Origin of the sequence: Nocardioides soli (assembly GCF_014191495.1) — a bacterium.
GTDB lineage: Bacteria > Actinomycetota > Actinomycetes > Propionibacteriales > Nocardioidaceae > Nocardioides > Nocardioides soli.
In genome coordinates, this window is the sequence record NZ_JACHWR010000002.1 from 608,660 (window position 1) to 625,891 (window position 17,232).

16 protein-coding genes are annotated in these 17,232 nt (G+C 72.4%); 9 read left to right on the plus strand and 7 right to left on the minus strand.

Going from position 1 to position 17,232, the window contains the following annotated elements:
- Window positions 1-82: 82 nt before the first annotated feature.
- Both FHU40_RS13380 and FHU40_RS13385 read right to left on the minus strand, forming a co-directional pair.
- On the minus strand, window positions 83-1,243 hold the full coding sequence (locus FHU40_RS13380) for an alpha-hydroxy-acid oxidizing protein (protein WP_183592810.1): 1,161 nt from the start codon (window positions 1,241-1,243) through the stop codon (window positions 83-85).
- A gap of 25 nt (window positions 1,244-1,268) precedes the next feature.
- Window positions 1,269-1,619 carry an MmcQ/YjbR family DNA-binding protein gene (locus FHU40_RS13385; RefSeq protein ID WP_215526407.1) on the minus strand — a complete coding sequence of 117 codons (351 nt, stop codon included), beginning with the start codon at window positions 1,617-1,619 and terminating at the stop codon, window positions 1,269-1,271.
- Between the two features lie 39 nt (window positions 1,620-1,658).
- On the opposite strand from FHU40_RS13385, the gene FHU40_RS13390 reads away from it, so the two are divergent.
- The gene (locus tag FHU40_RS13390) at window positions 1,659-2,348 is read left to right on the plus strand and encodes an acyltransferase (RefSeq protein WP_183593794.1); all 690 of its coding nucleotides are present in this window, start codon (window positions 1,659-1,661) and stop codon (window positions 2,346-2,348) included.
- A gap of 12 nt (window positions 2,349-2,360) precedes the next feature.
- Here the strand turns inward: FHU40_RS13390 and FHU40_RS13395 are convergent, their stop codons facing one another.
- On the minus strand, window positions 2,361-3,293 hold the full coding sequence (locus FHU40_RS13395; RefSeq protein WP_183592811.1) for a metallophosphoesterase: 933 nt from the start codon (window positions 3,291-3,293) through the stop codon (window positions 2,361-2,363).
- Between the two features lie 52 nt (window positions 3,294-3,345).
- On the opposite strand from FHU40_RS13395, the gene FHU40_RS13400 reads away from it, so the two are divergent.
- Entirely contained in the window at window positions 3,346-3,927 is a 582-nt protein-coding gene (locus FHU40_RS13400) for a pentapeptide repeat-containing protein (protein WP_183592812.1), read from the plus strand.
- An 18-nt stretch (window positions 3,928-3,945) separates the two neighbouring features.
- Here FHU40_RS13400 and FHU40_RS13405 read toward each other — a convergent pair whose 3' ends face one another.
- Window positions 3,946-5,205, minus strand: a complete 1,260-nt coding sequence (locus FHU40_RS13405; protein ID WP_183592813.1) for a GNAT family N-acetyltransferase — start codon at window positions 5,203-5,205, stop codon at window positions 3,946-3,948.
- Between the two features lie 80 nt (window positions 5,206-5,285).
- Between FHU40_RS13405 and FHU40_RS13410 the strand changes: the two genes are divergently transcribed.
- Complete coding sequence (locus FHU40_RS13410) at window positions 5,286-7,379, plus strand: acyltransferase family protein (protein WP_183592814.1); 2,094 nt, start codon at window positions 5,286-5,288, stop codon at window positions 7,377-7,379.
- Between the two features lie 320 nt (window positions 7,380-7,699).
- Here FHU40_RS13410 and fahA read toward each other — a convergent pair whose 3' ends face one another.
- A complete protein-coding gene (gene fahA / locus FHU40_RS13415) occupies window positions 7,700-8,890 on the minus strand; it encodes a fumarylacetoacetase (protein ID WP_343057848.1) in 1,191 nt (396 codons plus the stop codon).
- Window positions 8,887-9,738 (minus strand): hypothetical protein, encoded by an 852-nt coding sequence (locus tag FHU40_RS13420; protein WP_246390585.1) that lies wholly within the window; start codon window positions 9,736-9,738, stop codon window positions 8,887-8,889. The genes fahA and FHU40_RS13420 overlap by 4 nt, the downstream gene beginning before the upstream one ends.
- A 70-nt stretch (window positions 9,739-9,808) precedes the next feature.
- Between FHU40_RS13420 and FHU40_RS13425 the strand changes: the two genes are divergently transcribed.
- A complete protein-coding gene (locus FHU40_RS13425) occupies window positions 9,809-11,044 on the plus strand; it encodes a homogentisate 1,2-dioxygenase (RefSeq protein ID WP_183592816.1) in 1,236 nt (411 codons plus the stop codon).
- 77 nt (window positions 11,045-11,121) lie between these two features.
- Window positions 11,122-11,355 (plus strand): hypothetical protein, encoded by a 234-nt coding sequence (locus FHU40_RS13430; protein ID WP_183592817.1) that lies wholly within the window; start codon window positions 11,122-11,124, stop codon window positions 11,353-11,355.
- Window positions 11,356-11,421: 66 nt separating this feature from the next.
- Here the strand turns inward: FHU40_RS13430 and FHU40_RS13435 are convergent, their stop codons facing one another.
- A complete protein-coding gene (locus FHU40_RS13435) occupies window positions 11,422-12,141 on the minus strand; it encodes a hypothetical protein (RefSeq protein WP_183592818.1) in 720 nt (239 codons plus the stop codon).
- 176 nt (window positions 12,142-12,317) lie between these two features.
- On the opposite strand from FHU40_RS13435, the gene FHU40_RS13440 reads away from it, so the two are divergent.
- From FHU40_RS13440 to FHU40_RS27720, 4 genes are all read left to right on the plus strand, one after another.
- The gene (locus FHU40_RS13440; RefSeq protein ID WP_183592819.1) at window positions 12,318-14,603 is read left to right on the plus strand and encodes an FdhF/YdeP family oxidoreductase; all 2,286 of its coding nucleotides are present in this window, start codon (window positions 12,318-12,320) and stop codon (window positions 14,601-14,603) included.
- 21 nt (window positions 14,604-14,624) lie between these two features.
- Window positions 14,625-15,620 carry a pirin family protein gene (locus tag FHU40_RS13445; RefSeq protein ID WP_183592820.1) on the plus strand — a complete coding sequence of 332 codons (996 nt, stop codon included), beginning with the start codon at window positions 14,625-14,627 and terminating at the stop codon, window positions 15,618-15,620.
- 152 nt (window positions 15,621-15,772) lie between these two features.
- On the plus strand, window positions 15,773-16,279 hold the full coding sequence (locus tag FHU40_RS13450; RefSeq protein ID WP_343057850.1) for a PAS domain-containing protein: 507 nt from the start codon (window positions 15,773-15,775) through the stop codon (window positions 16,277-16,279).
- Complete coding sequence (locus tag FHU40_RS27720; RefSeq protein WP_221199829.1) at window positions 16,276-17,202, plus strand: methyl-accepting chemotaxis protein; 927 nt, start codon at window positions 16,276-16,278, stop codon at window positions 17,200-17,202. Before FHU40_RS13450 ends, FHU40_RS27720 begins: the two co-directional genes overlap by 4 nt.
- Window positions 17,203-17,232 lie beyond the last annotated feature (30 nt).

Here is a 17,232-nt window from a genome sequence, read left to right on the forward strand (position 1 = left end):
ACATGACCTCTCACTGTGACATTGGTCACACCTGGCCCGCAATGGTCATGCTGTGCCGTCGCCGGTCCCGCTGGGACCGGGGTCAGCAGCGCAGGAGCACCTCGCGGGTGAGCTCGGCGATGCCGGCGTAGCCGTTGAGGCCCATGGTCAGGTCGGCCTCGGCGAGCAGGCACGAGAGCACGAACTCGATGCCCGCCGTGCCGCCGAGCACCGCGCCGTAGCCGTAGGGGCGGCCGATCCCGACGGCGGTGGCGCCCAGGGCGAGGGCCTTGATCACGTCGGCGCCGGAGCGCACGCCGGAGTCGAACAGCACCGGAAGGCCGTCGGCGGCGTCGACCACCGCGGGCAGCAGCTCGAGGGCGGGGGCGCTGGCCGCCTGGCGGCCGCCGTGGTTGGAGCAGTAGATGCCGTCGACGCCCTCGTCCTTGGCCCGGCGCACGTCGTCGGGGTGGCCGATGCCCTTGAGCAACAGCGGCAGGTCGGTGAGATCGCGCAGCCAGGCGAGGTCGTCCCACGTCAGGGTCGGGTTGCCGAACGTCATCGCCCAGTGCAGGGTCGCGGCGCCCGGGTCGTCCTCGGGCGACGCCGCGAGCCGGGACCGGAAGACCGGGTCGGAGAAGTAGTTGGCCAGGCAGGCGCCGCGCAGCTGCGGGAACGTCGCGTGCTGGAGGTCGCGGGGCCGGAAGCCGAGCGTCCAGGTGTCGAGGGTGACCACGATGCCGCGGAAGCCCGCCGCCTCGGCGCGGCGGACCAGGCTCTCCGCCACCTCGCGATCGTTGGGCGTGTAGAGCTGGAAGAACCCCGGGGTGTCGCCGAGGGCAGCGGCGACCTCCTCCAGCGGGTCCTGCATCAGCGTCGAGGCGATCATCGGGATGCCGGACGAGGCCGACGCCGCGGCGGCCGCGAGGTCGCCGTGCCCGTCGTCGGTCATCACCCCGAGCACACCGATCGGCGCCATCAGGACCGGCGCCGGCAGTCGGTGGCCGAAGAGCTCGACCGAGAGGTCGCGCTCGGCGGCCCCCGACAGCATCCGCGGCAGGATGCCCCAGCGCTCGAACGCCGCGACGTTCGCCCGCTGGGTGTGCTCGTCGCCGGCGCCGCCCGCGACGTAGTCCCACAGCCGATGCTCCATCTTCGCCTGGGCCGCTGCCTCAAGCCCGGCGAAGGTGAGCGGGTACGCCGGCAGCTCTCCGCCCAGGCCCGCGAGGTAGAGGCCGATCTGGAAGTCCGCGTAGTTCGCCATGGCGGCATCCTGCCGCGTCGGCAGGTCAGGCGGGCAGTACGTCGCCGCGCTCGTCGACCAGGGCGTCCGGTGCGCTCAGCCGCCAGGCCTCGAAGGTGAGCTCCGCGAGCTCGTCGCGCGCGACGCCGTCGAGGTGGACCACCACCCACCCGAAGGCGCCGGCCGTGAACTGGATCTCGAAGACGTCGGGTCGCTCGGCGACCAGGCCGAGCTGCTCCGCGATGGTCTGCTTCAGCCCCACCGTGGCGGTGGCCGGCCAGAGGTAGCCGAAGGCGCGGCCAGCGACCTCGAAGCGGCTCCACCGGTCGGTGTCGTGCCGGCCGACGGCGGGCAGCTGAGCGACGAGCTCGAGGAAGTCGGGGATCCGGGAGGGCACCCCCGGATCCTCCCAGGCGGCTACCCTCCGACCGTGGACATGGGCATCAAGCGGCTGCTGAACCGGGGCGTGCTGGCCGGCTGGCGCTGGCTCGACCGGGCCGGGGAGATCACGCCCGGCACCCGGGCCGCGGACGGCTTCGGCAGCTTCGGGTCCGGCACCAGCATCGGCTTCCCGGTGGCGACGCTGATGGGCACCCGGTCGATCCACCTGGGGTCGGGCATCCTCATCGGTCGCCAGGTGACGCTCTCGGTCGGCTACGGCCCCGACGACGCCGGGATCCCCGAGCGAGGGCTGGTGATCGGCGACCGCTGCGTGATCGGCGCCCGGTGCAGCCTGGTCGCCCATGCCTCGATCGAGCTCGGCGACGACGTGTGGTTCGGCCAGGACGTCTTCGTCTGCGACGCCAGCCACGGCTACCAGGACCCGGACCTGCCGATCGGCGAGCAGTTCGGCGGCCATCTGCCGGTGCGGATCGGGTCGGGCTCGTGGATCGGCCACGGCGCGATCATCCTGCCCGGCGCCACCATCGGCCGGAACGTCGTGGTCGCCGCCGGCTCGGTCGTCCGGGGCGAGGTGGCCGACCACACGGTGGTGGGCGGTGCGCCCGCCCGGCTGCTGCGCCGGCTCGAGCCGGGCGTCGGCTGGGTCGGACCCCGCGGCGACGTACGCCCCGTGCTGCGCGGCCACTTCGGCGAGGCCGACGAGAGCGGGTTCGTGAGCGCCTGACGGGCGGCCGCGTCAGACCTGTCCGGGCAGCTGGATCTCTCCGGTGTAGATCGGCGAGTCCTTGCGCGACAGCAGCTCGCGTCGTTCCTCCGGAGTGAGCCGTTCGACCTGGGCCCGTACGTCGGACGGGAAGCCGCTGACCTCCGGAGCCTGGTCGGCCGGCACGACCGTGTGCACGATGCGGTCGGCGTAGACGTGCAGCATGGTCATCGCCTGGTGCCCGTCGACCCCGGAGACGAACCTCTCGAGCGGCGCCGGGTCGGAGGTGTAGCAGGTCGCGGACGCGACGGAGACCGGGATGCCGGCGAAGGTGGAGTGCGTCGAGTAGTGGAGGTGTCCGCCGAGGATGCACCGCACATCGGTGCCGCGCACGACCTGCGCGAGCCGATGCTGGTCGAGGAGCTCGATCACCTCGGCCGCCGGCATCATCGGGATCGGGATCGGCGGATGGTGCAGCGCGAGCAGCGTGCCGTGCGGCGCCGGCGTGGCGAGGACGTCGGCCAGCCAGGCCAGCTGCGCGTCGGTGAGCTCGCCGTGGTGGTAGCCCGGCACGCTGGTGTCGAGCGAGACGATCCGTAGCCCGTCGACGTCGTGCACGCGATCCTGGGTGGCCTCGCTCGCGACGCCGAACAGGCCGAGCGAGTACGCCGCGCGCTCGTCGTGGTTGCCCATCACCCAGACCACCTCGGCGCCGAGCCGCGCTGCGGCAGGCTCGACCGTCGCGCGCAGCCGGGCGTAGGCCTCGGGCTCGGCCCGGTCGGCCAGGTCGTCGGTGAACACCAGTGCCTGCGGGGCCGGGTCGAGCCGGTCGAGCCGGGCCAGCGCGAGCCGGAGTCCGGCGTCGGGGTCGACCACGTCGTACTGTCGCGCGCCGGCGGCCAGCAGGTGCGGGTCGCTGAGGTGGGCGACGACGTGGCCCGGAGCCGGGTACTGGCCGAACTGCACGGCGTCACGCTACCGGGCCGTGGCTGTCGGTGCGCCGCCGTACGGTGCCGGTATGACCGCCGCCCCCCGGATCGACGCCCTGCCCGCCGACCTCGACGACGCGGACCCCGCCGAGCTGACCCGGAATGCCGAGCTGGAGACCGTGCGGTTCGCCGGGCTCAGCGTCGACGAGCTCGATCTGCGGAGCGCGCGACTGCGGGAGGTCGAGCTCGACCAGGTCAACCTGCCCGTCGTCCGAGCGGCCCGCGGCCAGTGGCGCGACGTGCGGGTGAGCGGACGGCTCGGCTCCGTCGAGGCCTACGACGCGCAGTGGCGATCGGTGCACTTCGTCGGCTGCAAGCTCAGCTTCGTCAACCTCCGCGGGGCGGAGCTGCTCGACGTCGCCTTCACCGGCTGTGTGGTCGAGGAGCTCGACCTGCTCGACGCGCGCGCCCGTCGGGTCCGGCTCGAGGACACCCGCGTCGGACACCTGAGCCTGCGCGAGGGCGAGCTCCGCGACGTCGACCTGAGGGGAGCCGAGCTCGAGTCGATCGACGGCGTGCGGCACCTGCGCGGCGTCACGGTCAGCTCCGGCCAGCTCACGCTGATGGCGCCGCTGCTCGCCGAGGCGCTCGGCATCCTGGTGGAGGACTGAGGTCCGGAGGCAGGTCGCTCAGAAGCCGACGGCCGCCGTCGGGGCGACATCGGTGCGCATCGCGTGCCACAGCTCGCGGGCGGCGCCCGACCGCGCCTCGGTGACCAGGCCGGCCCGGGCCAGGCCGAGCAGGTTCGTGCCGCCGAGGTATGCCGCGCCGAGCGCCTCGACCGGGAGCCGCAGGTCGGCCTCGGCGGTGCTCCGCTCCACCGACGCGGCCCCGGAGGCGTCGGCGTGGATCCGCCACCGGCCCTCGTTCCAGGGAGCCGACCGGTCCGCCACCTCCACGACGACGTCGCAAGGGGCGCTCCAGTTGCGGTCGGCGAGTGCCTCGGGAAGGTCGACCAGTCGCACCCACAGGCTGTCGTAGGTCTCGACCGCCGAGGTGCCGCGCGGGCCGCCGGCCCAGGTCAGCAGCGGGTCCTCACTGCCGACCGTGCCCACCTTGACGGTGCCGACGAGGTCGAAGTCGACCAGCCGGCGCAGCAGCGCCAGGCGGGCCGCCGGGTCGCCGACGACCGCCCAGACCTGGAGGTCGCCGGAGGGCCGGGCCCGGTCCCACTTCGCCGTCCGCTGGAACATCGCGAACCCGACGTCGCGTCCATCCCGCTGCGCGAACAGCACCCGCCAGGGCTCCTTGTCGCGCAGGTGCTCCGGGACCTCCAGGCAGACCCGCTCGTAGTACTCCACGGCGCCCACCACGGTCCCGAGCGCGGACGTGGCGCGCTGGCACTCGCGCATCCGCCGCGGCACGTCGGCGTCGGTGACCGAGGCCATCCGGACCCGGACCTCCGCGGCGCCCTCGTCCAGTCCGGGCGCGACGAGCCGCGCACCCCGCGCGAGGCTGACTTCCAGGTCGAGCGATGCCAGGCCGTAGCCGTGCCGCCCGTAGATCGCCGGCTCGCTCGCGTGCAGCGCCGAGACATGCGTGCCCGGCTCGGCCCGCACCTGCTCGAAGTGGTGGCGCAGCATCGCGGTCAGCACGCCCCGGCGGCGGTGGTCGGGATGCACCGCCACCCAGGTCAGCCCGGCGCAGGGCACCAGCCGCGGATCGCCGCCCGGCCCCGGTACGGCGAGCTCGAGCGGGAACACCCCGTAGATGCCGGCGTACGTCGTCCCGTCCGCGTCGTCGGTCTCGGCGGCGAACCGCTGGTCGGGCCGCAGCCCGGTCAGCATCAGCTCGCTCGGATACGGCAGCGCCTCGTTGAACCAGACGGTGTCGTCGGTCGCGCGGTAGCGGTCGGCGTCGGTGGCGATGCCTACCCGGATCTCGCTCATGCCGACAGCCAACCGCCGTCGGGGCGCGCGTCTCAACCGGTTTAGGTGCCGTGCCGGGCGCGCCGCTACGGTTGCTGCCCGTGTGGGAGTACCGGCCGCAGCTCGACGGACTGAGGTTCGTCGCCGTCATGCTGGTGCTCGCCTTCCATGCGGGCATGGTCTCGATGAGCGGCGGCTTCATCGGCGTCGACCTGTTCTTCGTGCTGTCGGGCTTCCTGGTCACCAACGTGATCCTCGACGAGGTCGACCGGCAAGGGTCGTTCTCGGTCGGTGCCTTCTACGGCCGCCGGGTGCGCCGGCTGCTGCCCGCCGCGGTGCTCGCGATCACCGCGACGTGTGTGCTGGCGGTGCTGGTCACGCCGGAGGCCAGCCGGCTGTCGATGGTCTCCGACGCCCGCGCCGCGCTGCTCTACTTCGCGAACTGGCAGTTCATCGCGGACGCCAACGACTACTTCGGTGACGGCATCTCGGCCTCGCCGTTCCTGCACTACTGGTCGCTGTCGATCGAGGAGCAGTACTACATCGTCTACCCGCTGCTGATCTTCCTGGTGCTGATCAAGGCGCGGCAGTCCGAGCGGCGGGTCGGGCTGCTGCTCGCGGTGCTGACCGCGGTCTCGGTCGCGCTCCAGGTGCACGCGGCGGCGAACGACGTGAACTTCGCCTACTACGCCACCCAGACCCGGATCTACCAGCCGCTCGCGGGCTGCGTGCTCGCGATCGCGCTGCGCGAGCTGGGCCGCCGCGGGACCACCGAGAGCGGCGGTGCCGGGGGCCTGCTCGGCACCCTCGGCGTGGTCGGCGTCGTGGTGCTCGCGTCGGGATGGCTCGACCTCAGCGAGAGCGTCCGCGGCCTGCTCTGCACGGTCGCCGCGCTGGCCGCGGTCGGTGGCCTGTGCCTGGCGCCCACGACCCCGGTGAGCCGGGCGCTGTCCTGGTCGGTGCCGCGCTACCTGGGTCAGATCTCCTACGGCACCTACCTCTGGCACTGGCCGGTCATCCTGGTGATCGCCCAGCTCTTCGACGTCCGCCCGATCGTGCTCGCGCTGATGGCCACCGCGGTCGCGACCGGCCTGGCCGCGCTGTCCTTCCAGGTCTTCGAGACCCCGATCCGGCGCAGTCGCAGCCTGGCCCGTACGCCGTGGCCGGTGGTGCTCTCCGGCCTGGCCGTGAGCGTCCTGGTGGCGGCGGTCGTCGTGCCGGTGGTGCTCGAGAGCGACCGGCAGCCGGTCGTGGTGGCGTCCGGTCCCGGGGGCGGCCCGGCGGTCGGCGTACCCGACCGGGCGCAGGACGGCGAGGTCGCCGCGGCGCTGGCCGACCTCGACAAGCCGGTGCCGAAGGACATCGACTTCCGGGAGCTGGCCGACGACGAGGGCGAGGTCGGTCCGCAGTGTGCCGACGGCACCCCCGAGTCGTGCGTCGTGGTCGGCGACAACGACGGACCGCTGGTGGTGCTGATCGGCGATAGCCACGCGGCGATGCTCGCGACCGCGCTGCACCGGCTCGCCGACGAGCGGGGCTTCCGGCTCTCGACCAACATCCTCAACAACTGCCCGTGGCAGGACGGCATCAACGTCACCCGGGTCGGTCAGGCGCGTCAGGACGAGTGCGCGCAGATGCGGTCGCGCTTCTACGACGAGATCCTCCCCGAGATGGACGCCGACCTGGTCGTGACCGTCGGCAAGGCGCGCAGCGACGGCCACTGGGCCCGCGACACCGAGGCCGACGACGCCGCGGAGCACCCGGACGAGACCTTCCGTCAGATGCTGCTGCGCAAGTCGCAGGAGTCGGTCGACAAGCTCCGCGACACCGGCGCGCGGGTGCTGCTGATGCACAGCGTCTTCGGCACCGGTGGCTACGACATCGGCGGGCCGGACCCGCTGGACTGCCTCGGGGTCGCGAAGACGCAGGCCGACTGCGCCGTCGTGCCGCCGACCACCCGGCCGCCGGTCGACAGCTTCTACGAGTACTTCACCACCATCTATCCGGACGTCTTCAGCGCCGAGCTGCGCGACGCCTACTGCCCCGGGCGGGTGCTGTGCGCGCCGATCGTCGACGGCGAGGTCACCTGGCACGACGCCGACCATCTGTCCCGGGGCCTGGTGCTCTCGATCCGCCGGCAGATCTGGGCGCAGATGCAGGACTCGGGCGCCTTCGACGGGCTGGATCTCGGCTAGCTCGGCGCCCGGACCCGCGGTCTCGGCAGTCGCGCGGGGTTTCGGCTGCTGGCAGCCGGAACCCGCGGGACGCGCCGGGGCAGCACGGCGTGTCGTGCGGGCTTCGGCTGTCAGGTGGGAGGCGGGGTGCTGGTGTGACACCTGAGGCGTCCTCGGGTGCGACTCCACACGGTGTGACGGTTCTCGGGGAGAGCCGGGCCGCGCCGGCCAACCACCGAGGCACGCTCGCACCCCTCCGGGTGGTTTCGAGGCTCAGGCGTCAGCGCGCCTTCGCACCTCAACCAGCGCCGGGACGGGGTCCACCGGGCGGCCGGTCGTCCCTAGCCCCGGGTCGGCTCGACCCGGCCGGCCACCTCGCCGAGCGCGATCCGGCCGCCGCGGACGCCGGGTGCGGTGTAGCGGAGCACCACGTCGTCGCCGTCGGCCAGGAACGCCGACTCGTCGCCCCAGCCGAGCTCCAGCAGCGATCCGCGCTGGTCGGGCTCGGGTCCGCTGATGGTGCCGGAGGCGAACAGGTCACCGGTGCGCAGCGAGGCGCCGTTGACCGTGAGGTGGGCGAGCATCTGGGCCGGGGACCAGTACATGGTGCGGTACGGCGGGCGGCTGACCACCTCGCCGTTGACCATCACCTCGACGTCGATGTCCAGGCCCCGGGTGGCGCCAGGGCCCAGGTAGGGCAGGGGCTCGGGGAGCTGTCCGGGCAGGTCGACCCACGCCGCGTCGAGCGCCTCGACCGGGGTGACCCAGTGGGAGACCGAGGTGGCGAAGGACTTGCCGAGGAACGGGCCGAGGGGCACGTACTCCCAGGCCTGGATGTCGCGAGCGGACCAGTCGTTGAGCCCGACGACGCCGAACACGTGGTCGGCGAACGCGTCGTACGACACGGGAGAGCCGAGCTCGGAGCCGACGCCGACCACGAAGCCCAGCTCGGCCTCGATGTCCAGTCGCGCGGACGGCCCGAAGGTCGGCGTCGCGGTGGGTGAGCCGCCGCGACGCTGTCCGGTCGGACGCACGACGGGGGTGCCGGACGCGACGACGGTGCCGGCGCGGCCGTGGTAGCCGACCGGCAGGTGCCTCCAGTTGGGCAGCAGCGGCTCGCCGTCGGGACGGAAGATCCGGCCGACGTTGGTCGCGTGGTGCTCGGAGGCGTAGAAGTCGACGTAGTCGGCCACGTCGACGGGCAGGTGCAGCGTGAGCTCGGCGAGCGGCAGCAGGGACGGCTCGACCAGGTCGCGCTCGGTCTCGTCGACGAGCAGGCCGGTGACCCAGGTGCGCACCGACTCGCGGACCTGGCGGCCGGCGGCCATCAGCGGATTGAGGGAGGGCTCCTCGAAGACGTGGTGGACGTCGAGCATCTCCGCCGCCGCGATCGGGGCGAGGTCGACGACGTGGTCGCCGATGCGGACGCCGACGCGGGGCTCCTCGCCCGGTCGGGAGAACACGCCGTACGGCAGGTTGTCGACGTCGAAGAGGGACCCGGCCGCACCGGGCACCCAGGTCGAGGCGCTCACGGCTCCTCCAGCAGGCCGAGTGCGAGCAGGTCGTCGAGCGGCTCGGAGATCGAGCAGGATCCGAACGAGGTGAACCAGCGTCGCGCGCCGGCCAGGTCGAGCCCGGCCGCGGTCTCGACGAGCACGGCAGGCTCGCGCTGCTCGAGGATCGCCTCGACCTCGCCGCGGGAGCTGCCGTCGAAGGCCTGGCGGGTGGCGATCAGCAGGTTGAGGAAGCCGTGGTGCTCGAAGCCGTCGTCGCCGGTGTGCCGCACCGCGCGGTGCAGGCCGGCGGTGCACTTGAACGGCGTCTCGCGGTCCAGCGCGGCGTCGATCCAACCGGCGAGGGTCGTGGCGCTCGGGTACGCCGTCGCCTCGAGCCCACCGGTGCGGAACTTCAGCCGGTGCTCGGCGGCCGTGATCTCGTCGGCGGCCGCGAGCCAGAGCGGCTCGGGGCACGACGCCGGGATCTCGACGAAGACCGGCACGTCGTCGTCGAGCAGGCCCTGGTTGCGGGCGTCGTCGACGGCCGCAACCACCCGTCGGGCGGCGCCGACCGGATCCGCGGGGTCGCGCAGCGCGATCTCGAGCCCCGCGACGTCGATGCCCAGCCGCTGGCCCAGCCCGGCGGCGCCGGCGACCTGGCCGGCGCCACCGGTCACGACGACCGCGAGCGCGAGCGGGGTGCCGCGCAGCAGCGGCACGTCGGTGTCGCGGACGACGAACGGGCCGACCAGGTCGGCGTACGCCGCCTGGCGGCGCTCGGCGTGCGCGGCCGACGCCTCGTGCAGCGGGGCGTCGCCCGGGGGGAAGACGGCGGCGTCGTCGACGAGGCCGCGCCAGGTGGGCGGAAGGGGTTCCGTTGACACGCTGGCTACTCTAGCCATGGATCAGATAGCGGACGAACCAGTTCGATTATCGGACGATGGAGAGAGAGCGATGGCCCACTACCGTCGGATCGGCGAGGTGCCCCCGAAGCGGCACACCCAGCACCGTGACCCCGAGGGTCGGCTCTACTACGAGGAGCTGATGGGGGAGGAGGGCTTCTCCTCGGACTCCTCGCTGCTCTACCACCGCGGGGTGCCGTCGGCGATCGTCGCGAGTGAGGTCTGGGAGCTGCCCGACCAGTCGCGCACGCCCAACCATCCGCTGAAGCCGCGTCACCTCAAGCTGCACTCCTTGTTTCCGGTGGTTGAGGAGGGCGCGCAGCGCCCGTCTCGAAACCCGGACGCGGTGACCGATCGCCGGCTCGTGCTCGGCAACAACGACGTGCGGATCTCGTACGTCGTGACCGGCACCGATCCGTCGCCGTACTACCGCAACGCGATCGGCGACGAGTGCGTGTACGTCGAGTCCGGCACCGGCGTGGTCGAGACCGTCTTCGGTGTCATCGGCTATCGCGCCGGCGACTACGTGATCGTGCCGCGCGCGACCACGCACCGCTGGGTGCCCGCCCAGCCCAGCCAGCTCTACGCGATCGAGGCCAACAGCCACGTCGCGCCGCCGAAGCGCTACCTCTCCCGCTACGGCCAGCTGCTGGAGCACGCGCCGTACTGCGAGCGCGACCTCTACGGCCCCGAGCAGCCGTTCACGATGACCGGCGCGGACGTCGAGGTGCTGGTCAAGCACCGCACCTCGGCCGGGATCGTCGGTTCCCGGATGACCTACGCGACCCATCCGTTCGACGTCGTGGGCTGGGACGGCTGCCTCTACCCGTACACCTTCAACGTCGAGGACTTCATGCCGATCACCGGCAAGGTGCACCAGCCACCGCCGGTGCACCAGGTCTTCGAGGGCCACAACTTCGTGGTCTGCAACTTCCTGCCGCGCAAGGTCGACTACCACCCGCTGTCGATCCCGGTTCCCTACTACCACTCCAACGTCGACAGCGACGAGGTGATGTTCTACGTCGGCGGGGACTACGAGGCCCGCAGGGGCTCCGGCATCGGCCTCGGCTCGATCTCGCTGCACCCGGGCGGCTACGCCCACGGGCCGCAGCCGTCGGCCGTCGAGGCCTCGCTCGGCGTGGAGTTCTTCGAGGAGTCGGCCGTCATGGTCGACACCTTCGCGCCGCTCGAGCTCGGCGAGGGCGGGCTGGCCGTCGAGGACGCGGCGTACGCCTGGACCTGGTCCGGCCGAGGTCCCGACGACCCCGCGGTCTTCTCCAACAGCTGACCGTCCACAGCCTCCTCGGTCTCGGTCGACCGGCCCGATCGACCGTGTCAGACTCGAGGTCGAAGGAGGTGCCCGTCGTGACCGATCCGCAGGTCTGGACCCTGATCGGCGTGTTCGCCGCGAGCACCTTCGCCATGGTCGGTCTCGCGTCCACGACCTTCCTCCGCGTCCTGCGCGCCGAGATCGACGGTCTACGTGGCGAGCTGCTCGGTGAGATCAACAGTCTGGGAGCCGAGGTGACGGCTGGGATCCGACTGCTCGACAAGGACATCTCGGCGATCGCCCGCCGGGTCTTTCCCGACGAGCCCTGACGCCGCGCGGAGTCCCTCGACATCGGGATTCCGCGCGGCGTCAGGCCGGCAATGCGCGCGCAGCCGTCAGGCCGCGACCGCCTGGCCGTTCAGCGTCTTGTACGTGTACGCCGTGCCGATCAGGATCACCGGGATCGCCGCGATCAGGCCCACGCCGCACAGCAGGAAGCCGACGATGTAGGTCGCCAGGCAGAGCAGGAACCAGACGATCACGTTGCCGGCGTTGTTCTTGGTGAACTCGAAGCTCGCCTTGATCGCGTCGATCGCGCCCAGCTCCTGACGGTCCATCAGGAAGTAGAGCGTGAACGAGGTGAAGAACGCCACCAGCAGGCCCGGGATCACGCACAGGATGAGGCCGACGAAGGTGGCGACGCTGATCAGCAGGGAGGCCACGATGACCTCGCCGAGCTTGTTCGGCGTCAGCAGCGTCTTGGGGTCCAGCTCGCGGCCCTCGGTGATATCCAGCGCGGCGCGCACCAGGCCGGCGCCGATGATCATCGAGAGCACCCAGCCGGCCAGGCTGATGACCCACCGCAGGATCAGGCTGTCGCCGACGAAGTACGACACCACCTGCACGACCACCTGCACGGCGACCAGCACCAGCACCGCGATCACGATGGAGCCGAGGTTGCCGGTGAACTTGTTCCAGCCGAAGGACCACGCGGTCCCGGCGCTGTAGCCACCGCCGCCCTGGGGCGGGGCCGGCGGCGGGGGCGGCGGCGGAGCGCCGTACCCGTCACTGGGCGGCTGCTGCTCGGGCGGCAGAGGGGGCTCGTACGTCGACATTCGGGTCGCTCCTCGTGGGTCAGCTCATGGGTCGGCGCACGCGGCGCCGGCTGGGCAGCAACCTAGCGGTGTGGGGCCGGTGTCGCACAGGGTGCGAACGGGCTATTGCGGATGGCGCGTCGCTCGCCGGGCCGAGACCCGGCCCGGCGAGCGCCCAGGCACGGCAGGATGGGGGCATGAGTCGGAGAGCGCCGCAGCAGGACATCGACGAAGCACATCTCGAGGTCGGCGCCCCCGCCGAGGCCGCGGCCGGGCCGAAGGCGGTGGCCATCACGATGAAGCTCGCCGTCGAGCAGATGGGGGTACGCCGGACCGCCGCGACGCTGCTCAAGCTCAACCAGGCCGACGGCTTCGACTGCCAGGGCTGCGCCTGGCCGGACCCCGACCCGAGCCACCGGCACACGGCCGAGTTCTGCGAGAACGGCGCCAAGGCGGTCACCGAGGAGGCGACGCTGCGCCGGGTCGGGCGTGCCTTCTTCGAGGCCCACTCGCTCGCGGACCTGTCCGATCGCACCGACTACTGGCTGGGCCAGCAGGGCCGGATCACCGAGCCGATGATCGTCCGTGCCGGCGGCACCCACTACGAGCCGGTGTCGTGGGACGAGGCGTTCGCGACCATCGGCCGCCACCTCGGCGGCCTCGACTCGCCGGACCAGGCGGCCTTCTACACGTCGGGCAAGACGTCCAACGAGGCGGCGTTCGCCTACCAGCTCTTCGTACGCGCGTTCGGCACCAACAACCTGCCCGACTGCTCCAACATGTGCCACGAGTCGACGTCGGTCGGGCTCGCGGAGTCGATCGGCATCGGCAAGGGGTCGGTGTCGCTGGAGGACATCCACGACGCCGAGCTGATCGTCGTCGCGGGCCAGAACCCCGGCACCAACCACCCGCGGATGCTCAGCGCCCTGGAGACCGCCAAGCGCAACGGCGCGAAGATCCTCGCGATCAACCCGCTGCGCGAGGCCGGCCTGGTGCGCTTCCGGAACCCGCAGAAGGCACGCGGACTGGCCGGCCGGGGCACCGCCCTGGCCGACCTGCACCTGCCGGTGCGGATCAACGGCGACCTCGCGCTCTTCCAGGCGATCGGGTCGCTCCTGCTCGAGTGGGGCTGCGTCGACCGTGACTTCGTGGATCGGCACACCGTCGGCTTCGAGGACTGGGCCACGCACGTCAAGGCGGTCGACTGGGACGTCGTACGCCGCGCCACCGGGCTCAGCCGCGAGCAGATCGAGGCGGCGGCGGCGATGTTCCGCGACTCCTCGGCGACCGTCACCTGCTGGGCGATGGGCATCACCCAGCACCGCAACGCGGTCGCGACCGTGAAGGAGATCTGCAACGTCGCGTTCCTGCAGGGCAACATCGGTAAGCCGGGAGCCGGTCTGTGCCCGGTGCGCGGCCACTCGAACGTCCAGGGGGACCGCACCATGGGCATCTGGGAGCGGCCCCCGGCCGTCTTCCTCGACCGGCTGCGCGACGAGTTCGGGTTCGAGCCGCCGCGCGAGCACGGGCTCGACACGGTCGCCGCCATCCGGGCGCTGCGCGACGGGCACGCCCAGGTCTTCATCGGGATGGGCGGCAACTTCGTGTCCGCCGCGCCCGACACCGAGGTCACCGAGCAGGCGATGCGCAACGCCGACCTGACCGTGCACGTCTCGACGAAGCTGAACCGCTCGCACGTCGTGCACGGCCGCGAGGCGCTGATCCTCCCGGCGCTGGGCCGCAGCGAGCGCGACCGCACCGGCGGCCGGCTGCAGCGGGTGACGGTCGAGGACTCGATGTCGGCGGTGCACGCGTCCCACGGACCGCTCGAGCCGGCCTCGCCGCACCTCAGGTCCGAGGTCGACATCGTCTGCTCGATCGCCGAGGCGACGATCGGCGACCGCTACGGCCTGCCCTGGTCGGACTTCCGCGCCGACTACACCGAGATCCGGCGCCGGATCTCGCGAGTGGTCCCCGGCTGCGAGGCGTACGACGAGAAGGTCGACCGCCCGGGCGGCTTCGTGCTCCCGCACCCGCCGCGGGACAGCCGCACGTTCCCGACGAAGGAGGAGCGCGCGGTCTTCGCGGTCAGCCCGACCGAGGTGCTGCAGGTGCCCGAGGGCCGGCTGCTGCTGCAGACGCTGCGCTCGCACGATCAGTTCAACACCACGATCTACGGCCTCGACGACCGCTACCGCGGCATCCACCAGGGGCGCCGGGTGGTGTTCGTGCACCCGGACGACATCGCGGCGCTCGGCCTGCGGGTCGACCAGGTCGTCGACCTCGTCAGCGAGTGGGAGGACGGCGTGGAGCGGCGGGCTCCGGCGTTCCGGGTGGTGCCCTACGACCAGCCGCGCGGCTGCGCGGCGGCGTACTACCCCGAGACCAACCCGCTGGTGCCGCTCGACTCGGTCGCCGAGGGCAGCAACTGCCCGACCTCGAAGTCGGTGATCGTCCGTCTCGAGCCGGGACAGCCGGAATAGCCGGTGGGCGACAATGTCCTCATGAGCAACCTCGAGGACAGGCCGGACGAGCTCGAGTGCGAGGCGGCACCCGCGGCGGGGGTCGAGATCATGACTCCGCGCGAGGTCCCGCTCGGCGGTCCGCGGGCGATGCGGGTACGCCGTACCCTCCCGCAGCGGCACCGGTCGCTGATCGGCGCCTGGTGCTTCGTCGACCACTACGGGCCCGACCTCGTCGCCGACAGCGGTGGGATGAAGGTCGCGCCGCACCCGCATACCGGGCTGCAGACGGTCAGCTGGCTCTTCACCGGTGAGGTCGAGCACCGCGACAGTGCCGGCAACCACGCGATGGTGCGTCCGGGCGAGGTGAACCTGATGACGGCCGGCCGCGGCATCAGCCACTCGGAGGTCTCGACGCCTGTCACCACGACCCTGCACGGGGCGCAGCTCTGGGTGGCGCTGCCGGACTCCGACCGCCACACCGATCCCGGCTTCGCCCACCACGCTCCGGCGCTCGTGACCGGGCCCGGCCACGAGGTCCGGGTCTTCCTCGGCTCGCTGCTCGGCGACACCTCGCCGGTCGCGACGTACACCCCGCTCCTCGGCGCCGAGATCCTCCTCGACCCCGGAGCCTCCCTCGCCCTCGACGTCGACCCGTCCTTCGAGCTCGGCGTGCTCGTCGACGTCGGCGTGGTGTCGGTGGCGGGCACCGACGCCAAGCCCGCCGACCTCGCCTTCGTGCCGCCGGGCTCCTCGACGCTGACGCTGGTCGCCCGCGACCAGCCGGTGCGCCTGCTGCTGCTCGGCGGCCCGCCGTTCGGCGAGTCGATCGTGATGTGGTGGAACATCGTGGCGCGCACCCACGAGGAGGTCGTCGCCTGGCGCACCGAGTGGCAGGACCAGATCACCCGCGACGGCGCGGTGGTCGGCGACTCGCAGGACGTCGCCGACGGCCGGTTCGGGATCGTGGTCGGCGACCACCTGCCGCCCATCCCCGCCCCGCCGCTGCCGAACGCGCGCCTGAAGGAGCGCCGCTGACCGCTGCGGCTGGTGTGGACCGGTCTAGGCAGGGATCGGTTCGTGGCCGCTGTTGCTCAGGTCACACCGTCGCAGCCGATCGTTGATCCGTGCGACATACCCAGATCACCCCGACAGGCGTGGAGAGAAGGTTCGGGGCAGACGAGCTCATCGTGTCCAAGACCGACCCCAAGGGCATCATCCGCTACGCCAACAGCGTGTTCCTGCGGATCTCCGACTACGTCGAGGAGGACGTCCTCGGACGCCCCCACAACCTGATCCGGCACCCCGACATGCCGCGCTGCGTCTTCCGGCTGCTCTGGGAGACGCTCGAGTCGGGGCAGGAGATCTTCGCCTACATCGTCAACCTCGCCGCCGACGGGGCGCACTACTGGGTGCTGGCGCACGTGACGCCGTCCTTCGGCCCCGGTGGCGAGATCGTGGGCTACCACTCGAACCGGCGGCTGCCGGACCGGCGTGCGGTCGACCAGATCGCGTCGATCTACGCCGCGATCCTCGCCGAGGAGCGGCGTCACACCGCGGCGACGGCAGCCGTCGACGCGGGCACCGCGAAGCTGCGCGAGGTCCTGGCGGCGCGCGGCCAGACCTACGACGAGTTCGTCTGGAGCATCGGCCAGGAGGCCGGTACGCCGGCCGCCCCGACCGGTGTCGCCCGATGAGCCGCCTCCTCCGCCGGCGCCCGGCGCAGCCGTCCCTCGAGGTGCTCGAGCTGCGGGCCTACCGTGAGGCGGTCGTCGCCGTCGGCCAGGTGTGTCGCGAGGCCTCGTCGGGCAACCTCGAGGCGCGGGTGCCCGAGCTCGGCGGTCCCGCGGACCTCGCCGAGGTGCGGGAGGGACTCAACAGTCTCATCGACATCACCGATGCGTTCGTGCGCGAGGCCGGTGCCTCGCTGGCGGCGGCCGGGGAAGGGCGCTACCACCGCCAGTTCCTCGTGCGCGGCATGCCGGGCTCCTTCGCCCACGGGGCCACCACGATCAACGACGCGCGAGACGAGATGTCCGCCGGCGCGGCCGCCGTGCGGAGCGAGCAGGACCGGCGCGCCCAGGTCGCCGACACCGTCTACGAGGTCTCGAGCCAGGTCGCGTCGGCGTCCGACGCGCTCAGTACCTCCGCGGGCTTCCTCAGCGAGTCGGCGCGGACCGCCGACGCGGAGGTCGAGCACGCCCTCGGGATCGTGCGCCGGCTGGAGGCCGCGGCGGCGCAGATCCAGCAGGCCGTCACGCTGATCACCTCGGTGGCCGCCCAGACCAACCTGCTGGCCCTCAACGCCACGATCGAGGCCCATCGGGCCGGCGAGGCCGGGCGGGGCTTCGCGGTCGTCGCCGAGGAGGTGAAGCAGCTGGCGCGGGAGAGCGCCGTCGCCTCCGAGCACATCAGGCGGCAGGTGACCGACAGTCAGACTGCGACCGCGGAGGCGGTCACGGTCTTCGGCCGGATCGTCGACGTCATCGCCGAGATGGGCGTCCGGATCCGTGAGATCGACGTCGCCGCCGGGTCGAACGAGGCGGACCACTCCAGCGGGCTCTCGGAGCTGGCCGGTCGGCTGCGACGCGAGCTGCAGGACCTCGCCGTCCGGGAGTAGCCGAGGCCCTGTCGGCGCCGTCGGACAGGA